The organism is Autumnicola musiva (assembly GCF_031846585.1).
GTDB lineage: Bacteria > Bacteroidota > Bacteroidia > Flavobacteriales > Flavobacteriaceae > Autumnicola > Autumnicola musiva.
In genome coordinates this window covers 40,365-60,488 of the sequence record NZ_JAVRHK010000017.1, presented here as the reverse complement: position 1 = coordinate 60,488, position 20,124 = coordinate 40,365, and the positions used below count along the sequence as shown (strand labels likewise).

The following is a 20,124-nucleotide window of genomic DNA, read 5'->3' as shown; positions in this document are numbered from 1 at the left end:
AAGGAAATTTAACGGTTTTGTAAGACTTTGATTCCTTCAATCTACCGGCACAAATGTTAATTTTACCACAGCAATTTTTTTGGTATTTTTGCCCAATGACTAAAGTGGTAATTTTAGGCGCGGGCAATGTAGCTTTCCACCTCTTTCGCGCTTTTCAACACACAAAGGAAATTGATGTAGTTCAGGTGTATAATCATAGACCTGAAAAACTCAGTGATTTTACTGAAACCAATACCACTACTTCTCTTTCGGAATTAAAGAAAGCTCAGATTTACATTTTTTCACTCAAAGACGATGCCATTGCAGAAGTTGCAAAAAAGCTGAAGGATTCCAGAAGCCTTTATCTACACACTTCCGGCGGACTTCCAATCACTGTTCTTTCAAAATTTGAAAATTTCGGAGTGTTTTATCCGCTTCAAACGTTCTCTACAAAACGAAAAGTTGAATTTAGAAAAATTCCGCTTTGCCTGGAGTCCAGTTCCGAAGAAAACCTTCAGGAATTGAAAAAACTGGGTGCCAGTATTTCTGAAAACTTATATGAAATAAATTCTGAACAAAGAAGAGCATTACATGCCGCGGCTGTATTTGTAAATAATTTCACCAATCATTTATATCATCTTGGAGCTGAAATTTGTGAAAAAAACCAGGTGCCTTTTAATATCTTACAGCCATTAATAGCCGAAACAGCCGCCAAAATTAAAGAATTATCTCCTGAACAAGCACAAACCGGGCCCGCCCTGCGAAATGATAAAAAAACCATACAGACACATCTTAAACTACTAAATCAGGATCAAACCGAAGTTTATAAACTGCTAACCCAATCGATTACTAAATTACATGGAAAAGAACTTTAAAGAATATTTAAACGATATAAGCACCTTTGTTTTTGACGTAGACGGCGTGTTAACCGATGGCTCCGTTCAGGTAAGTACTGCGGGGGAATTGTTGCGCACCATGAACATTAAGGACGGATATGCATTAAAAAAAGCGAAAGATGCCGGGTACACCGTATGCATAATTTCCGGAGGAAAAAATGAAGGGGTGAGAATGCGGCTTCGGGACCTGGGAATTAATGATATTTACCTGGGAATATCAGACAAGGTGGAACAAATGGACGAGTTTTTTGATATTTATGAAATTAAGCCGGAGGAAGTACTGTATATGGGAGACGATATTCCCGATTATTATCCTATGAAACTGGTGGGATTACCATGTTGCCCGCAGGATGCCGTGGCTGAAGTGAAGGAAATTTCAAAATATGTCTCCCACCGCAAAGGCGGCAAAGGTTGCGTGCGTGATATTATTGAGCAGGTAATGAAAGTTCAGGGAAAATGGATGGAAAAACAATAAACTGGCTCCTTCTTATTATCGCAGGGATTTGTGAAGTAGGATTTGCATTTTGTTTGGGAAAAGCAAAATTTTCTTCCGGAAACACAGCAAATTTCTGGTTACTGGGATTTTTCTTTTTCCTGGCAGTAAGTATGACGCTGCTCTACAAAGCCACCCAGGTTTTACCCATTGGCACTGCATATGCAGTATGGACAGGAATTGGGGCTGCGGGAACGGCCTTGCTGGGCATCCTGATTTTTAAAGAACCCGCACATTTCTGGCGTATTTTCTTTCTTAGCACTTTAATTATTTCAATTATCGGTTTAAAGTTCGTTTCCAATTAAATTTATGTACAAATATTTAAGACTGGTGCGTTATAAGAATCTGCTTTTTATCGCACTTACCCAATTCCTTATCAAATATGGATTATTTGAACCTTTTGGTGCGGCAATCACGCTAAACCTTTTTGGATGCTTTCTTCTGGCATTAGCTACAGTTTGCCTTGCCGCAGGAGGCTATATAATTAATGATGTTCATGATGTGGAAACCGACAGGATTAACCGTGGCGATAAAACAATTATAGGTTCGGGAGTTTCAGAAAAAACCGGCTACACCCTTTTTATGATTTTAAATATAACTGGCGTGGGGATTGGCTTTTACCTGTCTAATATTGTGGGCTGGCCGGCATTTTCAGGATTATGGATCTTTGCATCAGCAATTCTCTATTTTTACGCCACTCACCTTAAACAACTGGCACTTATCGGGAATATTATTGTGAGCTGCACCATTGCCGGAGTGGTAATAATTGTAGGGCTTTATGATCTTTTACCTGCCATTAATGATCAAAATCAGCCATTGCAAAGACTACTTTTTTCCATTCTTACAGATTACGCACTTTTTGCCTTTTTAATCAACCTTTTAAGGGAAATGGTAAAAGACCAGGAAGACATCAAAGGGGATTACAATGCCGGAATGCATACATTACCGATTTTGTTGGGCAGGTCACGCACCAATAAACTAATTTTTAGCATAGCTGTAATTCCGCTGGTGGCGATTTTCTATTATACTTATACCTATTTATTCCGGAACACCTTCGCCACAATTTACACGCTTCTGCTTATTTTCGCTCCTCTTGTGTACGTGATGATTAAAACATGGGACGCTGAAAAAAGAAAACATTATACCCGGTTGAGCCTTATTCTAAAACTTATCCTTTTCTTCGGAATAATTTCCATAGGGCTTTACAAATTTATACTTTAGATTATGCTGAAAGATTTTTTAAAAAATAAAGAAGTTATCCTGGCTTCAGGTTCGCCCCGAAGACAACGTTTTTTTAAAGAAATGGAAATTCCCTATACCGTGGATGTACGCCCGGTAAAAGAAGTCTTCCCCGAACATCTTAAAAAAGAAGAAATAACCGATTTCCTGGCGCAGCTAAAAGCAAAAGCTTTTAAAGACCTGAAACCAAATCAGATCCTTATCACCAGTGACACCATAGTATCCAATGACGGGCTTGCCATGGGAAAACCGGCAGATGCAGAGGAAGCTGTTAGCATGATTAAATCCTTATCAGGAAAAACCCATGAGGTGATTACCTCTGTTTGCTTTACTACATCAGAAAAACAGGAAACAGTAAATTCTAAAACTAAAGTGAGTTTTAGAGAATTAACTTCTGAAGAAATAGAATTTTATGTGCGAAGCTACAAACCTTTTGACAAAGCCGGTGGATATGCCATCCAGGAATGGATTGGTTTAGTAGGAATTACCGGGATTGAAGGCAGCTATTTTAATGTTGTGGGGCTCCCTACACACCTGGTTTACAATAAACTCCTTGAGCTTGCAAATTCCTAACTTCGTTAGCTTCTGTTTTGCTATTGTCATTATATTTGCCAAAAATCTGAATCTTTAAAATGCCGGAAATTTTAAGCACCATACGTATTGAAATTTTTTACAGTATAGGAATATTTGTTCTGTTGCTCATCATTCAATATATCCTGAAGCAAACAGCGAAAAGGGTTGGAGAACGTGCCGAAATAAACCTTACCCGTACAAAATTGATGTTTAAATACATCAATATCCTCATTTTTATCATGGCAACATTACTTTTCTCTGTTGCCTGGGGATTGGAATGGGCAGATTTCGCCCTTATATTTTCATCGGTATTTGCCATTTTGGGAGCAGCGCTTTTTGCCATCTGGTCTATTCTAAGCAATATAACTTCAGGCGTGATAATGTTTTTTTCTTTTCCGTACAAAATTGGAGATAAGATAAAAATTCATGATAAAGATTTGCCAATTGAGGCCATAATTGAAGATATAAAAGCCTTCCACCTGCATTTAAGAACAGTGGAAGGGGAACTTATAACTTATCCGAATAACCTAATACTGCAAAAAGCAGTTTCCCTGGTAGAAAAGAATGCCCGTTTTGATGAAGGCAAAGATGCGCTCTAAAAGTTAAACCCAGCTAAAAGTCATAGAAGAGGCAGCAAAGTTTCTATATTTGATTTTACCTATAAATCATGCAGGAATGCGTCAATTTCTATCTCTCCTATTACTTTTTATATTTAGTACAGTCAGGGCTCAGGCTCCAGAGAAGTTAACCGCTTCAGAAATTTATCATGAGATCGAAAAACTGAATTTTTTAGGTTCGGTTTTATATCTGGCAGCACATCCCGATGACGAAAACACACGCCTAATCTCCTATTTTTCAAATGAAGTAAATGCACGTACCGCTTACCTTTCGCTTACCCGCGGCGATGGCGGGCAAAATCTTATAGGACCGCAAATTCGTGAAGAACTGGGCGTAATTCGTACCCAGGAATTACTGGCTGCGCGCAGAATTGACGGGGGACAGCAGTTTTTTACCCGTGCAAACGACTTCGGTTATTCTAAAACCCCGGAAGAAACCCTGCAAATTTGGGATAAAAATGAAGTTTTGAACGATGTAGTGTGGATTATTCGCAAATTCCAGCCCGATGTTGTTATTAACCGGTTTGATCATCGTACTCCCGGCACTACGCACGGCCACCATACTTCTTCAGCTATTTTAAGTGTGGAAGCTTTTGATCTCGTCAATGATAAAAATGCATTTCCGGAACAGCTAAAGTTCATTGATACTTTCCAGCCTAAACGCTTATTCTTCAATACCTCTCCCTGGTTCTACGGAAGCCAGGATGCTTTTGAAGAAGCAAGCAAAGAAAAATTTCTGCAGTTTGACACCGGAGTTTATTTTCCGCTGAAGGGTCTTTCCAATCCTGAAATTGCTTCCCTTAGCCGCAGCCAACACCGCTCCCAGGGATTTGGCAGTACAGGAAGCCGCGGTTCACAAATGGAGTATTTGGAATTGATAAAAGGAGAAATGCCGGCCGCTAAAGAAAATATTTTTGCTGGAATAGATACTTCCTGGAACCGTATTAAAGGCGGTGCAGAAATTGGCAAAATTCTTAAAGACGTTCAGGAAAATTACGATTTTACCAATCCCGCGACCAGTATTCCAAAACTGGTGAATGCTTATCAGCTTATCAAAAAACTTGAAAATGAACACTGGCGGGAAATAAAATCGGAACAAATTAAGAATATTATCGCGGCTGCTGCAGGTTTATATCTTGAAGCCGTGGCACAAAGTGCTACCGCTACACCTTCGGAAACAGTTACTATAAATCTTGAAGCCATTAATCGTAGTGAAAATAAAATGAGCCTGAAAAGTGTGGAATTATCTCCAGGTAATTCTGCTATTCAGCCCAATGCAACACTTCAAAATAATCAGGGATGGCATGAGAGCCTAAGTATAAAAATCCCTGCAGAAAGCAATTTAACTTCTCCTTACTGGCTTAATGAGCAGGGCAGTGTGGGAATGTACAGGGTGGATAACCAGGAATTAATTGGCCTTCCGGAAACTCCTGATTATACAAAAGCGATTTTCAATATAGATATTAACGGAGTGGAAATTCCTTTTTCCCGAGAAGTAGTTTACAAATACAACGACAATGTTTTTGGAGAAACCTATCGTTCCTTTGAAATAATTCCTACAGCTGCAGTTGATTTTAATGAAAAAGTTATAATTTTTGACAATGCTGAAAAGAGACAAATTTCAGTAAAGATTACTTCAGGTAAAGACAGTATTTCGGGGCAAATTTCCCTGAAGTCTGCTAAAAACTGGAATATTGAACCGGCTGCTGAAAGCTTCAATATTCGCCAAAAAGGAGGCTCTGTTGTAATCAATTTCAGCATAACACCTCCGGCACAGGAAAGCGAAGCCATTATTGTTCCACAGGCAAAAATTGGAGGAAAAACTTATTCAAAAAAAGCTGTTCATATAGATTATGAACATATCCCCTACCAAACATTAATACTTCCTTCCCGATTAAAAGTTGCCAAATTAAATATTAAAACCAAAGGGCAACATATTGCTTATTTAGAAGGTGCGGGAGATGTGGTTGCTGAAAGCCTGGAACAAATTGGCTATAATGTTACAAGGATTTCACCCGCGCAAATTTCCACAGTTTTGCTCAAAGATTTTGATGCTGTGGTTATAGGTATACGTGCTTACAATGTACAGGATGATTTAGCTTACAAACAAGAAATTCTGCTTGATTATGTAAAAAATGGCGGTACCCTTATAGCACAATACAACACTAATCGCGGGATAGTTACCAATAACATTGCTCCTTATAATTTACAATTATCGCGCAACCGTGTTACCGATGAATTTGCAGAAGTACGATTTTTGGCACCGGAAAATCCATTGCTAAATTCTCCAAACCAAATTACTGAAGCCGATTTTGAAAACTGGGTGCAGGAACGCGGATTGTATTTTCCCGATAGCTGGGGCAATGAATTTACCCCGGTGCTTTCCATGAATGATAAAGATGAGCCACCCAGAGATGGAAGCCTTCTGGTAGCAAAGTACGGCAGTGGCTATTATGTTTATACCGGCCTTAGTTTTTTCAGGCAATTTCCGGCAGGAGTTCCCGGAGCTTATAAACTTTTCGCAAATATGATTTCAATAGGAAAATAATGGAGAAACCTGAAAAGTACACCTGGAAAAAAAGCTATACGCTTGTTCTTATCGCAAATGCAGTTTATGTAGCTCTGTTTTACTTCCTTTTGAAATCCTTCGCCTGATATGGAGATAATAGACTGGTGCGTTCTTATTCTTACCCTAACCTTTATTGTGTGGTACGGTGTTTATAACTCACGTGGCAGCCAAAATGTAAAGGATTATATAAAAGGTGGTGGAGATGCCGAGTGGTGGACTATCGGGCTTTCGGTTATGGCAACACAGGCAAGTGCTATTACCTTTCTTTCCACTCCAGGCCAGGCTTTTCATGATGGAATGGGCTTTGTTCAGTTTTATTTTGGAGTCCCAATTGCCGTGGTTATTATCTGCATGGTATTTATTCCCATTTATCACCGCCTAAAGGTTTATACTGCATACCAGTATCTGGAATCCCGTTTTGACAGAAAAACAAGAACGCTCACTGCAATTCTCTTTCTTATACAGAGGGGTCTTGCGGCCGGATTGACAATTTACGCCCCGGCTATTGTGCTTTCGGCTGTTCTGGGGTGGAATCTTACAGGCCTAATAATTTTAATTGGCACCCTGGTGATAATTTATACTGTTTCGGGTGGCACCAAAGCCGTAAATATTACCCATAAACAACAAATGGCGGTAATATTAACCGGGATGATTTCTACTTTTTTTATCATTCTCTATAGTTTACCTGAAAATGTAGATTTTACCTCTGCCCTGGAAATTGCCGGCTCCAGTGGAAAAATGGAAATTTTGGACTTTTCATTCGATTTTGAAAACCGTTATACCTTATGGAGTGGATTGTTAGGCGGGACTTTTTTGATGCTTTCCTATTTTGGAACAGACCAAAGCCAGGTGCAACGCTATTTAACTGGAAAATCGGTTAGGGAAAGTCAGCTTGGATTAATTTTCAACGGACTGCTAAAGGTGCCGTTACAATTTTTTATCCTGCTGGTGGGCGTGATGGTTTTTGTATTTTATCAATTTAATGATACACCCCTAAACTTTAATCCCGCTGCTACAGAAACTGTTTTAAATTCTGATTATTCAGAACAATATCAGGATCTAATGACAGATCATAAACGTATCGAAAAGCAAAAGCAGGATGTAGTGCTAAATTTTGCTGAAGCAGGCCCACAGGAAAAAGAACAATTCCGGGAAAAATTAAACAGTCTGAATTCCGAAGAGAGAAAAATACGGGAGGAGGCAAAAACATTTATAGATGCAGCCGATAAAGATGCCGAAAGCAATGATAAAGATTATATTTTTATCCACTTTATCCTGAATAATCTTCCCCGCGGAGTCGTGGGTTTATTGCTGGCCGTTATTTTATCTGCTGCCATGTCTTCCACCGCTTCAGAATTAAACGCCCTCGCCTCCACCACTGCAATAGATCTTTATAAACGTGGTGTGAAAACCGACAAAAAAGATCAACATTTCCTGAAAGCTTCAAAATGGTTTACCCTATTATGGGGAGGTATTGCCATTACCTTTGCCTCGGTGGCAGATCTTTTTGACAATCTCATTCAGCTGGTTAATATTATAGGTTCCATTTTCTACGGAAATGTACTGGGAGTGTTCCTTCTCGCCTTTTTTGTAAAGCGCGTTAGCAGTACGCCAACGTTTATTGCAGCACTTATTACACAATTGGTAATAATTGGCATATTTCTACTGGATATAATTCCTTATTTGTGGCTAAATTTATTAGGTTGTGCTATTGTTATGCTGCTGGCATTACTCATTGAACAATTCACTAAAACTGAAAAAAGCATAAAATGAAAAATAAATCTGTAAACTGGGCAATTATTGGCCCGGGAAAAATTGCCAGAAAATTTGCCACGGGCTTAAAGGAAGTTCCCGGCGCTAATCTTTACGCCGTTGCCAGCCGCTCTATGGAGAGAGCAGAAAATTTTGCAAAGGAATACGAAGCAGATAAAGCTTTTGGCAGCTATGAAGAACTAGTAAAGGATGAAAATGTGGAGGTAGTCTACATTGCCACCCCGCACGTATTTCATTATGAAAATACACTTTTATGCCTCAACCACGGGAAAGCTGTATTGTGTGAAAAACCATTCGCCATGGATACTCAACAGGTAAAGGAGATGATTGCTCTTGCCAGGGAGAAAAAAGTATTTCTTATGGAAGCCTTGTGGACACAATTTTTACCACATTTCCAGTTCGTAATGAATCTTATTTCAACCGAAAAATTTGGAAAATTAAAAAGTATGAAAGCCGATTTTGGTTTTCATTCCCCCTTTAATGCCAGCCACAGGCTGTATAATAAATCTTTGGGAGGCGGAAGTTTGTTGGATATAGGTATTTATCCTGTTTTTACCGCTTTAAGTTCCCTTGGAATTCCTGAAAAAATTTCGGCTAAGGCAAAACTTGCGAAAACAGAAGTAGACGAAGAATGTGAAATGATATTCACCTATAAAGATGGTGTGGAAGCCGAATTACATAGCACCGTGGGAAGGGAAACCCCCACCACCGCCACTTTTCTCTTTGAAAAAGCAACCGTAACAATAAATTCCCGCTTCCATGAACCCGCAACAGTAACAATCTCTACTGAAGAAGGAGAAAAAACAAAGGAATTTGGTGTAACAGCCAATGGGTATAACTTTGAAGCAGCTCACGTGCAGGAAATGCTACAAAAAGGACAAATCGAAAGTGACCAGATGACCTTTGAAAAAAGCCTTCAGCTAATTGGCCTTCTGGATGAAGTACGAAGAAAAATTGATTTGGTGTATTAAAATTGAGAGTGATCTAATTTTGGAGTAATTTATCTTCAGAATTTTAAGGCCATTATGATTAAAAAAGCTGTCGGAATTGTACTCTTAATAACCTCCTCCTTTTTGGTATTATACTTTGCATACAAAGTTTATAGCAACCCAAATTCATTTATAATTGCTAAAGTATTGTTTAGCGGTGAACTTGGTTTACAATGGACTTTAGGAGTGATATTGTTTCACTCTTTTTTCTTTTTTATAATATTTTTCTTATTCAGGTGTGGAGTGAGATGGATCAAATAAAAAAAAGCCCTTAACTTCTTCCGAAGAAAAGGGCTTAAATTTTATAGATCATACCTATTTTACATTGCACCCCAATCCTGTAAAGAGTCCTTGTTCATTTTTATGTAATCATTATTTCCGGCTTTTTCGGCAGCGGCAAGGGATTTTTTTGCGGTAGCTATAGCATCCTCTTTTTTGCCCATTTCAGCTTCTATTAATGATTTTCTCCTTAAAATCCAGAATGCATTTTCATTGCCTTCCACAGCTTTCTGTATCCATGTATAAGCTTTATCCATGTCCTTCTTCTGGTCGTGATAATAACTAGCGGCAGCAAAATAGTCGTTTTGTTCTGGCTGTCCGCTCATTACTTTTTCTATGCTGGCTGTGGCTTTTTCATCTGTTGGTACTTCAAAAGGAAGGCTTGCAACTGTATTGGCCCAGATAAAGTTGAGCACTGCACCGTCATTATGCAATTCATCCATCATAATGGTGAAAGTTTCCATATCAAAAGGTAATTCCTGTACCTGAGCCGTGGCTTTAAGCACTATATTATTTTCATCCCATTCCTGCGGAATTCCCCAGTTATCGTTTGTACTATAAAAAATTACTTCCCATTCATCCTGTTTAGGTATTGAGTATATTGAATAATCTCCCTTTGGTAATTTTTTGCCATTTATCGTCACCTCATCATTAAAAGAGATTGTAGTATTTTCATTAGCCCCGGTACGCCATAATTCATTATAAGGTACAAGATTTCCAAAAATCTCGCGGCCGCGCATGTTTGGGCGGGAATATTTAAGGATTACATCAGTAAGTCCTACCTTTTGTTCAATTTTAGCTAAAGGACTGGGTTGGGGTGTTTGTATTTGAGCTTTTAAGCCGAAGCCTGTAGCCAAAACAAAAAATAAGATGAATAATTTTTTCATAATTTGATTTGCTTAAAATTAGTCCTATAAATATAGGAAGAAGAAGCTTATGAGGTTGCAGAATATTTCTTCAGGAACATTTGAATTAAAAGAATTGGTATTTGTTTAACTTAATATATTTTTCTTTAGACAAAATTGATTTTATTTTTATCCTAAATTTTTCCCATGAAAATTTACACCTTAAGCAGTAAACAAAAAATACCAGTTTCAGTTGAAAAAGCATGGAATTTCCTTTCCGATCCAAAAAATCTTAAAACCATTACTCCTGATTATATGAGTTTTGATATTATCTCCGGAGCAGACAGGCCAATATTTGAAGGACAAATTATACAGTACATTGTGACTCCTGTTGCCGGATTAAAAACAAAGTGGGTAACCGAAATTACACATGTTAGACCTAAGGAATATTTTGTAGATGAACAGCGGTTTGGACCTTATGCCCTTTGGCATCATAAACATTTTTTAAAGGAAATAGACGGTGGTGTGGAAATGGAAGATGTTGTAGACTATAAATTACCTATGGGGATTTTTGGAAGAATGGCCCACCCTTTTCTTGTAAAACCAAAACTAAAAGAGATATTTGATTACCGGCAGAAGAAGCTGGTGGAACTTTTTGGTAAATTTCCTTCGACACCGGAAACCCAAACCGAAATTAAAGAGAAAAATCAGGATCAATAGGCTATCATATAAATACAGCCCTAATAATAAAATATCCGGAACACCGGATTTATTGAATATAAACCTTTAAGGTAAGTAGTTAGATGCATATCCACAACACCATAAATGATAAACATTGTTAACTATTTTTTCAGTCAGCTCGAGCAACGTCGAGATTAATTTGTCTGCAAAATACAAATACAGGCTTCTACTGCGCTTGACCTGACATTCATAGGATCTGCAATTTAAAGCTATCTACTGAAATCCGTAACCTATAATAGATGAGTAAAAAAATAAATATTTTCTGGTTCCGAAGAGATTTACGCCTGGACGATAATGTTGGTTTCCTGGAAGCATTAAAAAGCGAAAATCCGGTTTTGCCGATTTTCATATTTGACACTGAAATTCTCGATAACCTCGCTGAAGATGATTCCAGGGTGAATTTTATATATGAGAACCTTCAGCATATGAGACAGGAACTACAGAATAACTATAATAGTTCACTTGCCATATACCATGGCAAACCTTTATCCATTTTCAAGAAAATTATTGAGGATTATAACGTGGGGAAAGTGTTTACAAATCACGATTATGAACCTTATGCCAAAGACAGGGATAAAGAAATAGGTAAACTGCTTTCTCAAAATGAAATTGATTTCAGCACCTATAAAGACCAGGTGATTTTTGAGCGGGATGAAATTACCAAACAGGATGGCGGTCCTTATGTGGTTTACACGCCATATATGAAAAGCTGGAAACAGGAATTTCAAAATTTTGATCTGAAAATCCATTATACAAGTCGGTATATGGATAATCTTATCCAACAAAAAAAATTGCCAAACCTAAGCCTTAGTGACATGGACTTTAAAACTTCCTCCTTAAAGGTTCCTGATTATGATGTTACCCCCACACTAATCGAAGATTATGAAAAAACAAGGGATTATCCCGGTAAAAATGGCACATCAAGACTGGGGCCGCATCTAAGATTTGGAACGGTTAGTATTCGTAAGATGGTTAAAAAAGCTAATTCTGAAAAAAATAAAACCTTCCTGAATGAACTGATCTGGCGGGAATTTTTTATGCAGGTACTGGATTATAATCCGCAAACTGTAACCGAAGCATTTAAACAGAAATATGACCGTATTAACTGGCGCAATAATAAAGAGGAATTTCAATTATGGAAGGAAGGAAAAACCGGCTATCCACTTGTAGATGCGGGAATGCGACAACTCAATGAAATTGGTTTTATGCACAACCGTATAAGAATGCTGGTGGGAAGTTTTTTATGTAAACATCTTTTAATTGACTGGCGTTGGGGAGAAGCTTATTTTGCTGAAAGACTACTGGATTACGAAATGTCTTCAAATGTGGGGAACTGGCAATGGATTGCGGGAAGCGGAGTTGACGCCGTTCCTTACTTCCGGATTTTCAATCCCACAACTCAGATTGAAAAGTTTGATAAGAACAGGAAATATATTAAAAAATGGGTAAAAGAATATGGAACAGAAGATTATCCTGATCCTATGGTAGACCATAAAGAAGCCCGCGAACGGGCTTTAAAGGTTTACAAAGAAGCGGTAAGTACTTAAGATTTTAATAGCTGTTTTGCTTTTTCAAGATCTTCAGGAGTATCTATGCCAATAGTTTGCATGGTAGTTTCAACCATTTTTATCTTCTTACCATATTCCAGAAATCGAATAGCCTCAATTTTTTCGGTGGCTTCTAGTGGCAACATTGGCAAATTATGAAAATCATTCAAAGCTTGTTTCCTAAAAGCATAAATACCAATATGCTTAAAATACGTCATTGGTGCTTCATTATCCCGTGGATAAGGAATTGGAAATCTTGAGAAATACATCGCGAAATTATCTTTATCTGTAATTACCTTCACATTATTAGGATTGGTAATTTCATCACTTTCATGAAGTGCTACCTTAAGAGAAGCAAGATCAACAACCTTTTCTTCATCTTCTCTAAAGACAAGCAATAATTTGGCAAGACTGTTCCTGTCTATAAATGGTTCATCTCCCTGAACATTCACCACCACATCTACATTCATGTCTTCCACCGCTTCAGCAAGGCGGTCACTTCCACATTCATGCTCTTTTTTACTCCTAATGATTTTTCCTCCAAAACCGGTTACTTCAGTTTCAATCTTATCGCTGTCGGTTACCACATAAATATCATCAAAAAGATCTGTTTCTTTAGCGGCTTCATAAGTTCTTCTAATAATTGTTTTGCCGTTAAGGTCCTGCAATAGTTTTCCCGGAAAGCGACTGGCCTCATAACGGGCAGGAATCATTGCAACAATTTTAAGTGGGGTGCTGTTCAAAATTTTATATTTTATAGTTGCTCAAAAATAGCTAATTTTAGAAGGACGTCATGTTTAGGTCAAGTTAATTTTAATATTTGTTATCGATTTGGATTATCGGTTTGAACTTTGTGAAATCTTGAATAGAATTTACATTCCTACATTTGTTCTCTTCAATTTCGAATTTTTCAAATTGTCCATTTTCAATCGATCATTGCTTCACTCTTCCAGAAAAAAATCATCTTTAAAACCAATCAGGTAAAGTTTATCTGTTGCACGGGTAACTGCAGTATAAAGCCATCGCAAATATTCCTTCCCTACTCCATTTGGCAAATATGGCTGTTCAATAAAAACAGTATTCCACTGTCCCCCCTGGGATTTATGACAGGTCATGGCGTATGAAAATTTAATCTGAAGCGCATTAAAAAACTTATTGTTCTTCACCTTTAAAAACTTCTTGTACTTGGAGGTTTCATCGGCATAATCTTTTATTACTTCCTGGTAAAGATTATTAGATTCTTCATAAGAAAGAGACGGAGAATTACTGGTAAGGGTATCCAGCAAAACCACAGTTTCAAAGGGTCGCATTTTAGGATAATCCACCATTTGCACCTGTACTTCTGCAAACCGGAACCCGTAAAGTTCTTTTATTCCGAAGATCTCCAGAACCTTTACAATATCGCCATTTGCGATAAATCCAGCTTCAGAAGCGGGTTTAATCCAAAAATAATTATTTTTCACTACCATAAGATAATCCCCGGCCGAAATTTCTTCTTCCTGAAATAAGATTCTGTTTCTTATTTGCTGATTATATTGATTTGCTCTTTTGTTAGACCTTACAATGATACTGGTTTCTTCATTTCCCAAATTATCGTAGGCATCCTGGATAGCTTCCATAATATCATAGCCGTCTGTAAGCCGCACCACATCTTTTTTTGAGGTGAGCTGGAACTTGAAACTTTTGTAAAATTCTTCCTGCAGGCATTCTCTTATTCTGGTGGCATTCAGGAGAATATCACTTTCTTCACTTTGCCTTACCACCTCGTCCAATTCAATATGTTTTACTTCCATATTATAGCTAAACTGAAGTTTTTGCTCTTCCAGTGCCGGGCTCATTTCCATTTTTACCGGCGGAAGCTGCGCAGTGTCCCCTATTAATATAAGCTGGCAATTATGCCCGGAATAAACATACTGAACCAGATCATCTAAAAGGGATCCGTTTTCGAACATTTTCGAGTCGGAATTTTCATCTGAAATCATAGAAGATTCATCTACAATAAAAATACTGTTTTTATGCTTATTTGGCTGAAGCACAAAACTCACTCCGCCTCCCCCCCGGGATTTCTTAGGAAAATAGATTTTCTTATGAATGGTAAAGGCTTCCTGTTTTGAGTAATTGGAAATAACTTTGGCCGCTCTTCCGGTAGGTGCCATTAAAACCCCGGATTTTTTAATTTTCCAGAGATTCTTCACCAATGTGCTGATAATTGTGGTTTTACCGGTACCGGCAAAGCCCTTTAATACAAAAAGAGAATGGTCTCCCCCCGTTGTAACAAATTCAGATAATTGCTGAAGTGCAAGATCCTGTTTAGCCTTTGCCGGAAACCCTAAATCCCCAATAAGTAGTTTATAAAAGGAGGAAGTATTTAGTTTATCCATAGCTTATACGTGAATTCTCAAATATAGCCATGGATTTTTAGGGAAGAAACTTTTACGAATAAAAAAAAATTGTAGATTTGTCATACACACTATTAATTTTATATAATAAATTATTAAAGCATGAGACTTGTAATTCAGTTACTCCTTTGGTTGGTGATCATTTTCCTGGCCTATCTTACATTTGATGCGGTTTACAGACCAATCCAATTTAATAAAATTAAAGAAAAACGATATGCGAAGGTAATTGAAAATCTTAAAGATATAAGGGCAGCCGAGCTTGCTCACAAAGAAGTAACCGGATCTTTTGAAGGTGATTTTGACAATTTGGTAAGTTTTATCGATACTGCTGAATTTGCCATTACACAACGCCGGGATACTACATACCTTGATGAAGAATACAGAGCAACATATGGAGTGGACCAATATATAGAAGACGTTGTAATTGATACGCTTGGTTTTGTTCCCGTAAAGGATTCTTTGTTTAAAGGAAATGAAGAACGTTACAGGACTATGATGAACGTTCCTATTGAAGGTGTGGATGCACAATTTGAACTGGAAGCAGGAACTATCAATAAAGGAGGAAATCAAATTCCTGTTTTTGAAGCAAAAATTGCAAAAAGTGAGGTTCTTTACGATCAGGACAGGACTTTAGTTTTACAGGAAAATGAAATTGTCTCGGTAGATGATGTGAACGGCCGTTATATTAGTGTAGGATCCATGCAACAGGTGAATACAAACGGAAATTGGCCACAGGTTTATGGCGACGAATAGTCAGAAAAAAGCTTTTTTAAAAATGTCCATTCAGGTTAGCCTGGATGGACTTTCTTTTTGTATCCTGAATACAGAAGAAAACACAATTATATATTACCTAAAAAAATCTTTTCCCACCCGGCTGGATCCGGTAAAGGTGCTGGAAAAAATTGAAGAGATATATAGTGCTGAACCCGTTTTGCAGCAGACTGTAGATGAAGTAAACCTGATTTTTAGCAACGCACTCTTTACTTTGGTTCCCTCTCCCTTTTTTCAGGAAGAAAATGCTTCCAGCTATCTAAAGTTTAACACCAGGATATTAAAAACAGATGTTATTGCTTATGACGAGCTTCAAAAGCATGAAATTGTAAATGTTTATATACCATTTACCAATATTATTAATTACTTCTTTGAGAAATATGGCGAATTTGAATATAGGCATAGTATAAGTATCCTTGTAGAGGAACTTCTCAAATTACCCGCAGAGGAAACAAAGATGTACATTTATAACCGGGGAAAAGAATATGACCTGGTGGTTATAGAAAAAGAAAAACTGCTTCTTTGCAATACATTTTCGTATGAAACCAGGGAAGATTTTCTTTATTACATTCTTTTTACTGCCGAACAATTAAACCTTGATCCCATGGAATTGCAATTAATGTTGTTTGGAGATATTAACAGAGAATCACCATTGTATAAAATTGCTTACACATATATCAGGAATATTGATTTTCTAAATGTATTTTTTCCTTTTGACTATAAGGATAATGTTAATAAACCTTCCACCGAAACCGAAGAGTATATCCTTTTAAAATCATTATAATGCGCATTATTTCAGGTACAAATAAAGGCAGGAGAATCACAGCTCCAAAAAAACTTCCGGTAAGGCCTACTACCGATATGGCCAAGGAAGCACTATTTAACATTCTGGCCAATCAATTTCACCCTGGAAGTATTAGCATTCTGGATCTTTTTGCCGGAACCGGGAATATTTCTTACGAATTTGCCTCCCGGGGCGCAGAAATGGTTACTGCCGTAGATGAAAATTTTGAATGTGTAAAGTTCATTAAGAAAACAACGGCAGAACTGGACTTTAATATTTCGGTTATAAAAAGTGATGTATATAAATATTTAGAAAAATCCTCAGCAAAATTTGATGTTGTTTTTGCAGATCCGCCATATAATTTTGACCAGGAGAGTTTTGCCAAAATTGCCGATCTTACTTTTGCCAATAAAATTTTAAAACCGGAAGGTCTTCTCATTATTGAGCACTGGAAAAGAACAGATCTTTCCACAGTTGAGAATTTTGAAGAAGTAAGAAATTACGGGAATTCTGCCTTCAGCTTTTTCAGGTAAAAAATGCTTCTTCTAAGATTAAAAATTTTATTGATTTCTTGTTAAGGAGAATTTTTGAAAATTAGATAAGATAATCCGAAGTTCAGTTTTCCGAATTAGCAGAGAAAATTCAGGTGAAATAAAAAAAGCAGGTCTGTAAGCCGGATTCTGTGCATCTCGAATAATTCGAAAGCCCTTATCATTTATCTGAAATCTTTGTTGCCAAAGGTCTTTAGCTGCCTACCCTCCGGAAGCAGGCGGGCCGCCCGCAGTACCGGTTTACATGGCATTGCACCGCATAGAGTTTACCTGGTTTCACTACAGCATTACCTGTACCTTCTTTCTGTTGCACTTGTCCTAACCTCACGGCCGGTGGGCGTTACCCACTATGCTGCCCTATGGTGTCCGGACTTTCCTCTCAACCTCGCATCCCGGCAAAAGCCGGAATAATAGATCAAGCGACAAGGCGACCTGCTTTGCCGCAAAGGTAATGCAAAAAACCGGGATAAAATTGTTGATGTCTTGCCCTCTTTTGTTTAAAAAATAAACAAGACAAACTTCATCTTTAGGCTCGTGATTTTTATATTTGTGCTTCAATAGATTTTGATGGAGCATTTTGTAGTATCAGCCCGTAAATACAGACCGCAAACTTTTAAGGATGTTGTGGGCCAGCAGGCCATTACCAACACTCTTGCCAATGCCATAAAGCACAATCACCTTGCGCAGGCATTGTTGTTTACCGGCCCACGTGGAGTGGGTAAAACCACCTGTGCCCGTATTCTGGCAAAAATGATCAATCAGGATGAGCATCATTCTCCAGATGAAGATTTCGCTTTTAATATTTTTGAGCTTGATGCGGCTTCCAATAACTCTGTAGACGATATTCGTAATCTTATAGACCAGGTTCGAATTCCGCCACAGGTTGGACATTACAAGGTGTATATTATTGACGAGGTTCACATGCTTTCGGCTTCGGCTTTTAATGCTTTTCTGAAAACACTGGAAGAACCGCCAAGACATGCCATTTTTATCCTTGCGACTACTGAAAAGCACAAGATTATTCCTACCATTCTTTCAAGGTGCCAGATTTTCGATTTTAAGCGCATTACAGTCACCGATGCCAAAAATTACCTTGGCTATATCGCAGAACAGGAAGGCGTGAATGCCGATGAAGATGCGCTGCAGATTATTGCTCAAAAGGCAGATGGTGCCATGCGGGACGCGTTATCCATCTATGACAGGGTTGTAAGTTTTAGCGGGAATGAACTTACCCGTCAGGCGGTTACTGAAAACCTGAACGTGCTGGATTATGATACTTATATGAAGGTGACAGACCTGGTCCTTGAAAACAATATACCCGAATTGCTGGTTACCTATAATGATATACTTTCCAATGGATTTGACGGTCATCATTTTATTGCGGGACTTGCCTCACATTTTCGGGATTTACTGGTTTGTAAAGATCAAAAAACAATTTCCCTGCTGGAGGTGGGAGAACAGACTAAAACAAAATATTTTCAGCAGTCGCAAAAAGCTTCGCACCAATTTTTACTGGAAGGAATAGAATTAACGAATGATTGTGATTTAAAATACAAAAGCAGCCGAAACCAGCGACTGCTGGTAGAATTATGCCTCATGCAGCTTGCCTCTATCACTTTTGATGGAGAAAAAAAAAAGTCTGAACGCAATATAATTCTCCCGGGGCATTTTGAAAATACCCCTTCTCCCCTTTCTGCGGAAGAGAAAAAGCTTATTCAAAATAACGAATATGCTTCCAATGACTCTGTCGCGCCTAAAGAAGCACAACTTCCTTCAGAAGGAAATAAAACTCCGGATGGAGATTGCAAACCGGTAAAGAAAAATCCTGAATACTATTCAGAAAAAAGTCCTGCGGAAGAAAAGAAACAGGCCCCTGCCACACCTGCTTCCGTTTCCATGGAAGCACCGGTAAAAGCACCGGTAAATGATGCATCAATAAAAAAAGATAGAGTTTCCGGCCTTTCGCTGAAGAGTATCCGTGCAAAGAAAGAAATTCAGGCAAAACAGCAGGAGAATATTCCGAAGGAAAAAGAGATGACCAGCGATTTTACTGAAAATCAGCTACACCTCGCCTGGAACGAATATGTACAGAGACTTAAGAAAAATGGTGAAAAAATTCTCGCTTCTATTTTAGAAACCGATTTGCCCAGCTTAAAGGAAAAAGAAGTCACCATAGAATTACCGAACGAAACCATGAAACTGGATTTGGAAAGGGCTCAAAATAAACTGGTTGGTTTCCTGAAAAATAAGCTCCATAATTCACAAATTTCATTGAATATAGTTGTGAATGAAAGCTCCGCTAAAAAATTTGCCTTCACCCCGATTGAAAAATATAATAAACTGAAGGAAAAAAACCCGCTGATTGAAAAATTAAGAACCACATTTGATTTAGACGTATAATTATGCTAGGATTAAAATTACCTACAGATCCACGATGGGTTGATATTGCTGAAAAAAATATTGATGAAATTCTCATTGACCATGCCTATTGTGAGCAGAAAGCAGCCTCTACTGCAATTTCACTAATTGTAACCTATCCTGAATATTCTGAACTTGTTACGGCCATGACTGCCCTGGCGCGGGAAGAAATGGGCCACTTTAAAATGGTGCATGATAGAATTCTGGAGCGTGGATATGTTATGGGGTATGATCGTAAGGATGAATATGTACTGCAACTCCGAAATTACTTTCCGAAAGGAGGCAGCAGGCCTACGCAGCTGGTTCACAGACTTTTGATAGCCGGGCTTATAGAAGCAAGAAGTTGTGAACGATTCCGGTTGCTTTCAGAAAAACTGGAAGATAAAGAGCTGGCAGAATTCTACCGCAGTTTAATGGTAAGTGAAGCCAACCATTATACAATGTTCCTTAAATTCGCCCGCCAATATGGAGAAGACCGTAAAGAAGTAGACCAGAAATGGCAGGATTTACTTGATTTTGAAGCAGAAGTCATAAAGGAGCTCGGCAAAAACGAAAGCATTCACGGGTAAGACGCGCTTAAGTAGGAATACTTCCAATCATCATGCTGAACCTGGATTCCTTGTTATACGTCTTAAGGGAAAATCTTAATAAATTTTCCGAA

At 38.1% G+C, this 20,124-nt stretch carries 19 protein-coding genes and 1 other RNA gene; 16 read left to right on the top strand and 4 right to left on the bottom strand.

Annotation, left to right across the window (positions count from 1 at the left end; all coding sequences use genetic code 11):
- Positions 1-95: 95 nt before the first annotated feature.
- The 9 genes from RM539_RS16810 to RM539_RS16770 all read left to right on the top strand — a co-directional run bounded on the left by RM539_RS16810 (position 96) and on the right by RM539_RS16770 (position 9,110).
- Positions 96-854, top strand: a complete 759-nt coding sequence (locus RM539_RS16810; RefSeq protein ID WP_311504580.1) for a Rossmann-like and DUF2520 domain-containing protein — start codon at positions 96-98, stop codon at positions 852-854.
- Positions 838-1,350, top strand: a complete 513-nt coding sequence (locus RM539_RS16805; RefSeq protein ID WP_311504579.1) for a KdsC family phosphatase — start codon at positions 838-840, stop codon at positions 1,348-1,350. Before RM539_RS16810 ends, RM539_RS16805 begins: the two co-directional genes overlap by 17 nt.
- Positions 1,347-1,673 (top strand): DMT family transporter, encoded by a 327-nt coding sequence (locus RM539_RS16800; protein ID WP_311504590.1) that lies wholly within the window; start codon positions 1,347-1,349, stop codon positions 1,671-1,673. Before RM539_RS16805 ends, RM539_RS16800 begins: the two co-directional genes overlap by 4 nt.
- A gap of 4 nt (positions 1,674-1,677) precedes the next feature.
- On the top strand, positions 1,678-2,589 hold the full coding sequence (locus RM539_RS16795) for a geranylgeranylglycerol-phosphate geranylgeranyltransferase (protein ID WP_311504578.1): 912 nt from the start codon (positions 1,678-1,680) through the stop codon (positions 2,587-2,589).
- A 3-nt stretch (positions 2,590-2,592) separates the two neighbouring features.
- Positions 2,593-3,180 carry a Maf-like protein gene (locus RM539_RS16790; RefSeq protein ID WP_311504577.1) on the top strand — a complete coding sequence of 196 codons (588 nt, stop codon included), beginning with the start codon at positions 2,593-2,595 and terminating at the stop codon, positions 3,178-3,180.
- Positions 3,181-3,239: 59 nt separating this feature from the next.
- Complete coding sequence (locus RM539_RS16785; RefSeq protein ID WP_311504576.1) at positions 3,240-3,779, top strand: mechanosensitive ion channel domain-containing protein; 540 nt, start codon at positions 3,240-3,242, stop codon at positions 3,777-3,779.
- A 76-nt stretch (positions 3,780-3,855) separates the two neighbouring features.
- Positions 3,856-6,345, top strand: coding sequence for a PIG-L family deacetylase (locus RM539_RS16780; RefSeq protein WP_311504575.1), 2,490 nt, complete (start codon positions 3,856-3,858; stop codon positions 6,343-6,345).
- 108 nt (positions 6,346-6,453) lie between these two features.
- Positions 6,454-8,139 (top strand): sodium:solute symporter family protein, encoded by a 1,686-nt coding sequence (locus tag RM539_RS16775; RefSeq protein ID WP_311504574.1) that lies wholly within the window; start codon positions 6,454-6,456, stop codon positions 8,137-8,139.
- Positions 8,136-9,110: a Gfo/Idh/MocA family protein gene (locus RM539_RS16770; RefSeq protein ID WP_311504573.1), complete on the top strand. Its 975-nt coding sequence runs from the start codon at positions 8,136-8,138 to the stop codon at positions 9,108-9,110. The genes RM539_RS16775 and RM539_RS16770 overlap by 4 nt, the downstream gene beginning before the upstream one ends.
- Positions 9,111-9,448: 338 nt before the next feature.
- On the opposite strand, the gene RM539_RS16765 is transcribed toward RM539_RS16770, so the two are convergent.
- Positions 9,449-10,294, bottom strand: a complete 846-nt coding sequence (locus RM539_RS16765) for a DUF2911 domain-containing protein (RefSeq protein WP_311504572.1) — start codon at positions 10,292-10,294, stop codon at positions 9,449-9,451.
- Between the two features lie 165 nt (positions 10,295-10,459).
- Here RM539_RS16765 and RM539_RS16760 point away from each other — a divergent pair, with 165 nt between their 5' ends.
- On the top strand, positions 10,460-10,972 hold the full coding sequence (locus RM539_RS16760; protein WP_311504571.1) for an SRPBCC family protein: 513 nt from the start codon (positions 10,460-10,462) through the stop codon (positions 10,970-10,972).
- 260 nt (positions 10,973-11,232) lie between these two features.
- Positions 11,233-12,540, top strand: a complete 1,308-nt coding sequence (locus RM539_RS16755) for a cryptochrome/photolyase family protein (protein WP_311504570.1) — start codon at positions 11,233-11,235, stop codon at positions 12,538-12,540.
- Here the strand turns inward: RM539_RS16755 and kdsB are convergent.
- Together kdsB and RM539_RS16745 are read right to left on the bottom strand one after the other, a co-directional pair.
- Positions 12,537-13,253 (bottom strand): 3-deoxy-manno-octulosonate cytidylyltransferase, encoded by a 717-nt coding sequence (gene kdsB, locus RM539_RS16750; protein ID WP_311504589.1) that lies wholly within the window; start codon positions 13,251-13,253, stop codon positions 12,537-12,539. The two genes, RM539_RS16755 and kdsB, sit on opposite strands and share 4 nt — an antisense overlap.
- Before the next feature lie 228 nt (positions 13,254-13,481).
- Complete coding sequence (locus RM539_RS16745) at positions 13,482-14,921, bottom strand: ATP-dependent DNA helicase (protein WP_311504569.1); 1,440 nt, start codon at positions 14,919-14,921, stop codon at positions 13,482-13,484.
- A 120-nt stretch (positions 14,922-15,041) separates the two neighbouring features.
- On the opposite strand from RM539_RS16745, the gene RM539_RS16740 reads away from it, so the two are divergent.
- From RM539_RS16740 to rsmD, 3 genes are read left to right on the top strand one after another with little or no spacing between them, the layout of a single operon-like run.
- Positions 15,042-15,692: a hypothetical protein gene (locus RM539_RS16740; protein WP_311504568.1), complete on the top strand. Its 651-nt coding sequence runs from the start codon at positions 15,042-15,044 to the stop codon at positions 15,690-15,692.
- Positions 15,679-16,494 (top strand): DUF3822 family protein, encoded by an 816-nt coding sequence (locus tag RM539_RS16735; protein WP_311504567.1) that lies wholly within the window; start codon positions 15,679-15,681, stop codon positions 16,492-16,494. Before RM539_RS16740 ends, RM539_RS16735 begins: the two co-directional genes overlap by 14 nt.
- Positions 16,494-17,027, top strand: a complete 534-nt coding sequence (rsmD, locus tag RM539_RS16730) for a 16S rRNA (guanine(966)-N(2))-methyltransferase RsmD (protein WP_311504566.1) — start codon at positions 16,494-16,496, stop codon at positions 17,025-17,027. The genes RM539_RS16735 and rsmD overlap by 1 nt, the downstream gene beginning before the upstream one ends.
- 120 nt (positions 17,028-17,147) lie before the next feature.
- On the opposite strand, the gene rnpB is transcribed toward rsmD, so the two are convergent.
- Positions 17,148-17,484, bottom strand: an RNA gene (rnpB, locus tag RM539_RS16725) — RNase P RNA component class A.
- Between the two features lie 128 nt (positions 17,485-17,612).
- On the opposite strand from rnpB, the gene RM539_RS16720 reads away from it, so the two are divergent.
- Together RM539_RS16720 and RM539_RS16715 are read left to right on the top strand one after the other, a co-directional pair.
- Positions 17,613-19,445, top strand: a complete 1,833-nt coding sequence (locus RM539_RS16720; RefSeq protein ID WP_311504565.1) for a DNA polymerase III subunit gamma/tau — start codon at positions 17,613-17,615, stop codon at positions 19,443-19,445.
- Positions 19,446-19,447: 2 nt separating this feature from the next.
- Positions 19,448-20,032 carry a MiaE family protein gene (locus tag RM539_RS16715; RefSeq protein ID WP_311504564.1) on the top strand — a complete coding sequence of 195 codons (585 nt, stop codon included), beginning with the start codon at positions 19,448-19,450 and terminating at the stop codon, positions 20,030-20,032.
- Positions 20,033-20,124: the final 92 nt, after the last annotated feature.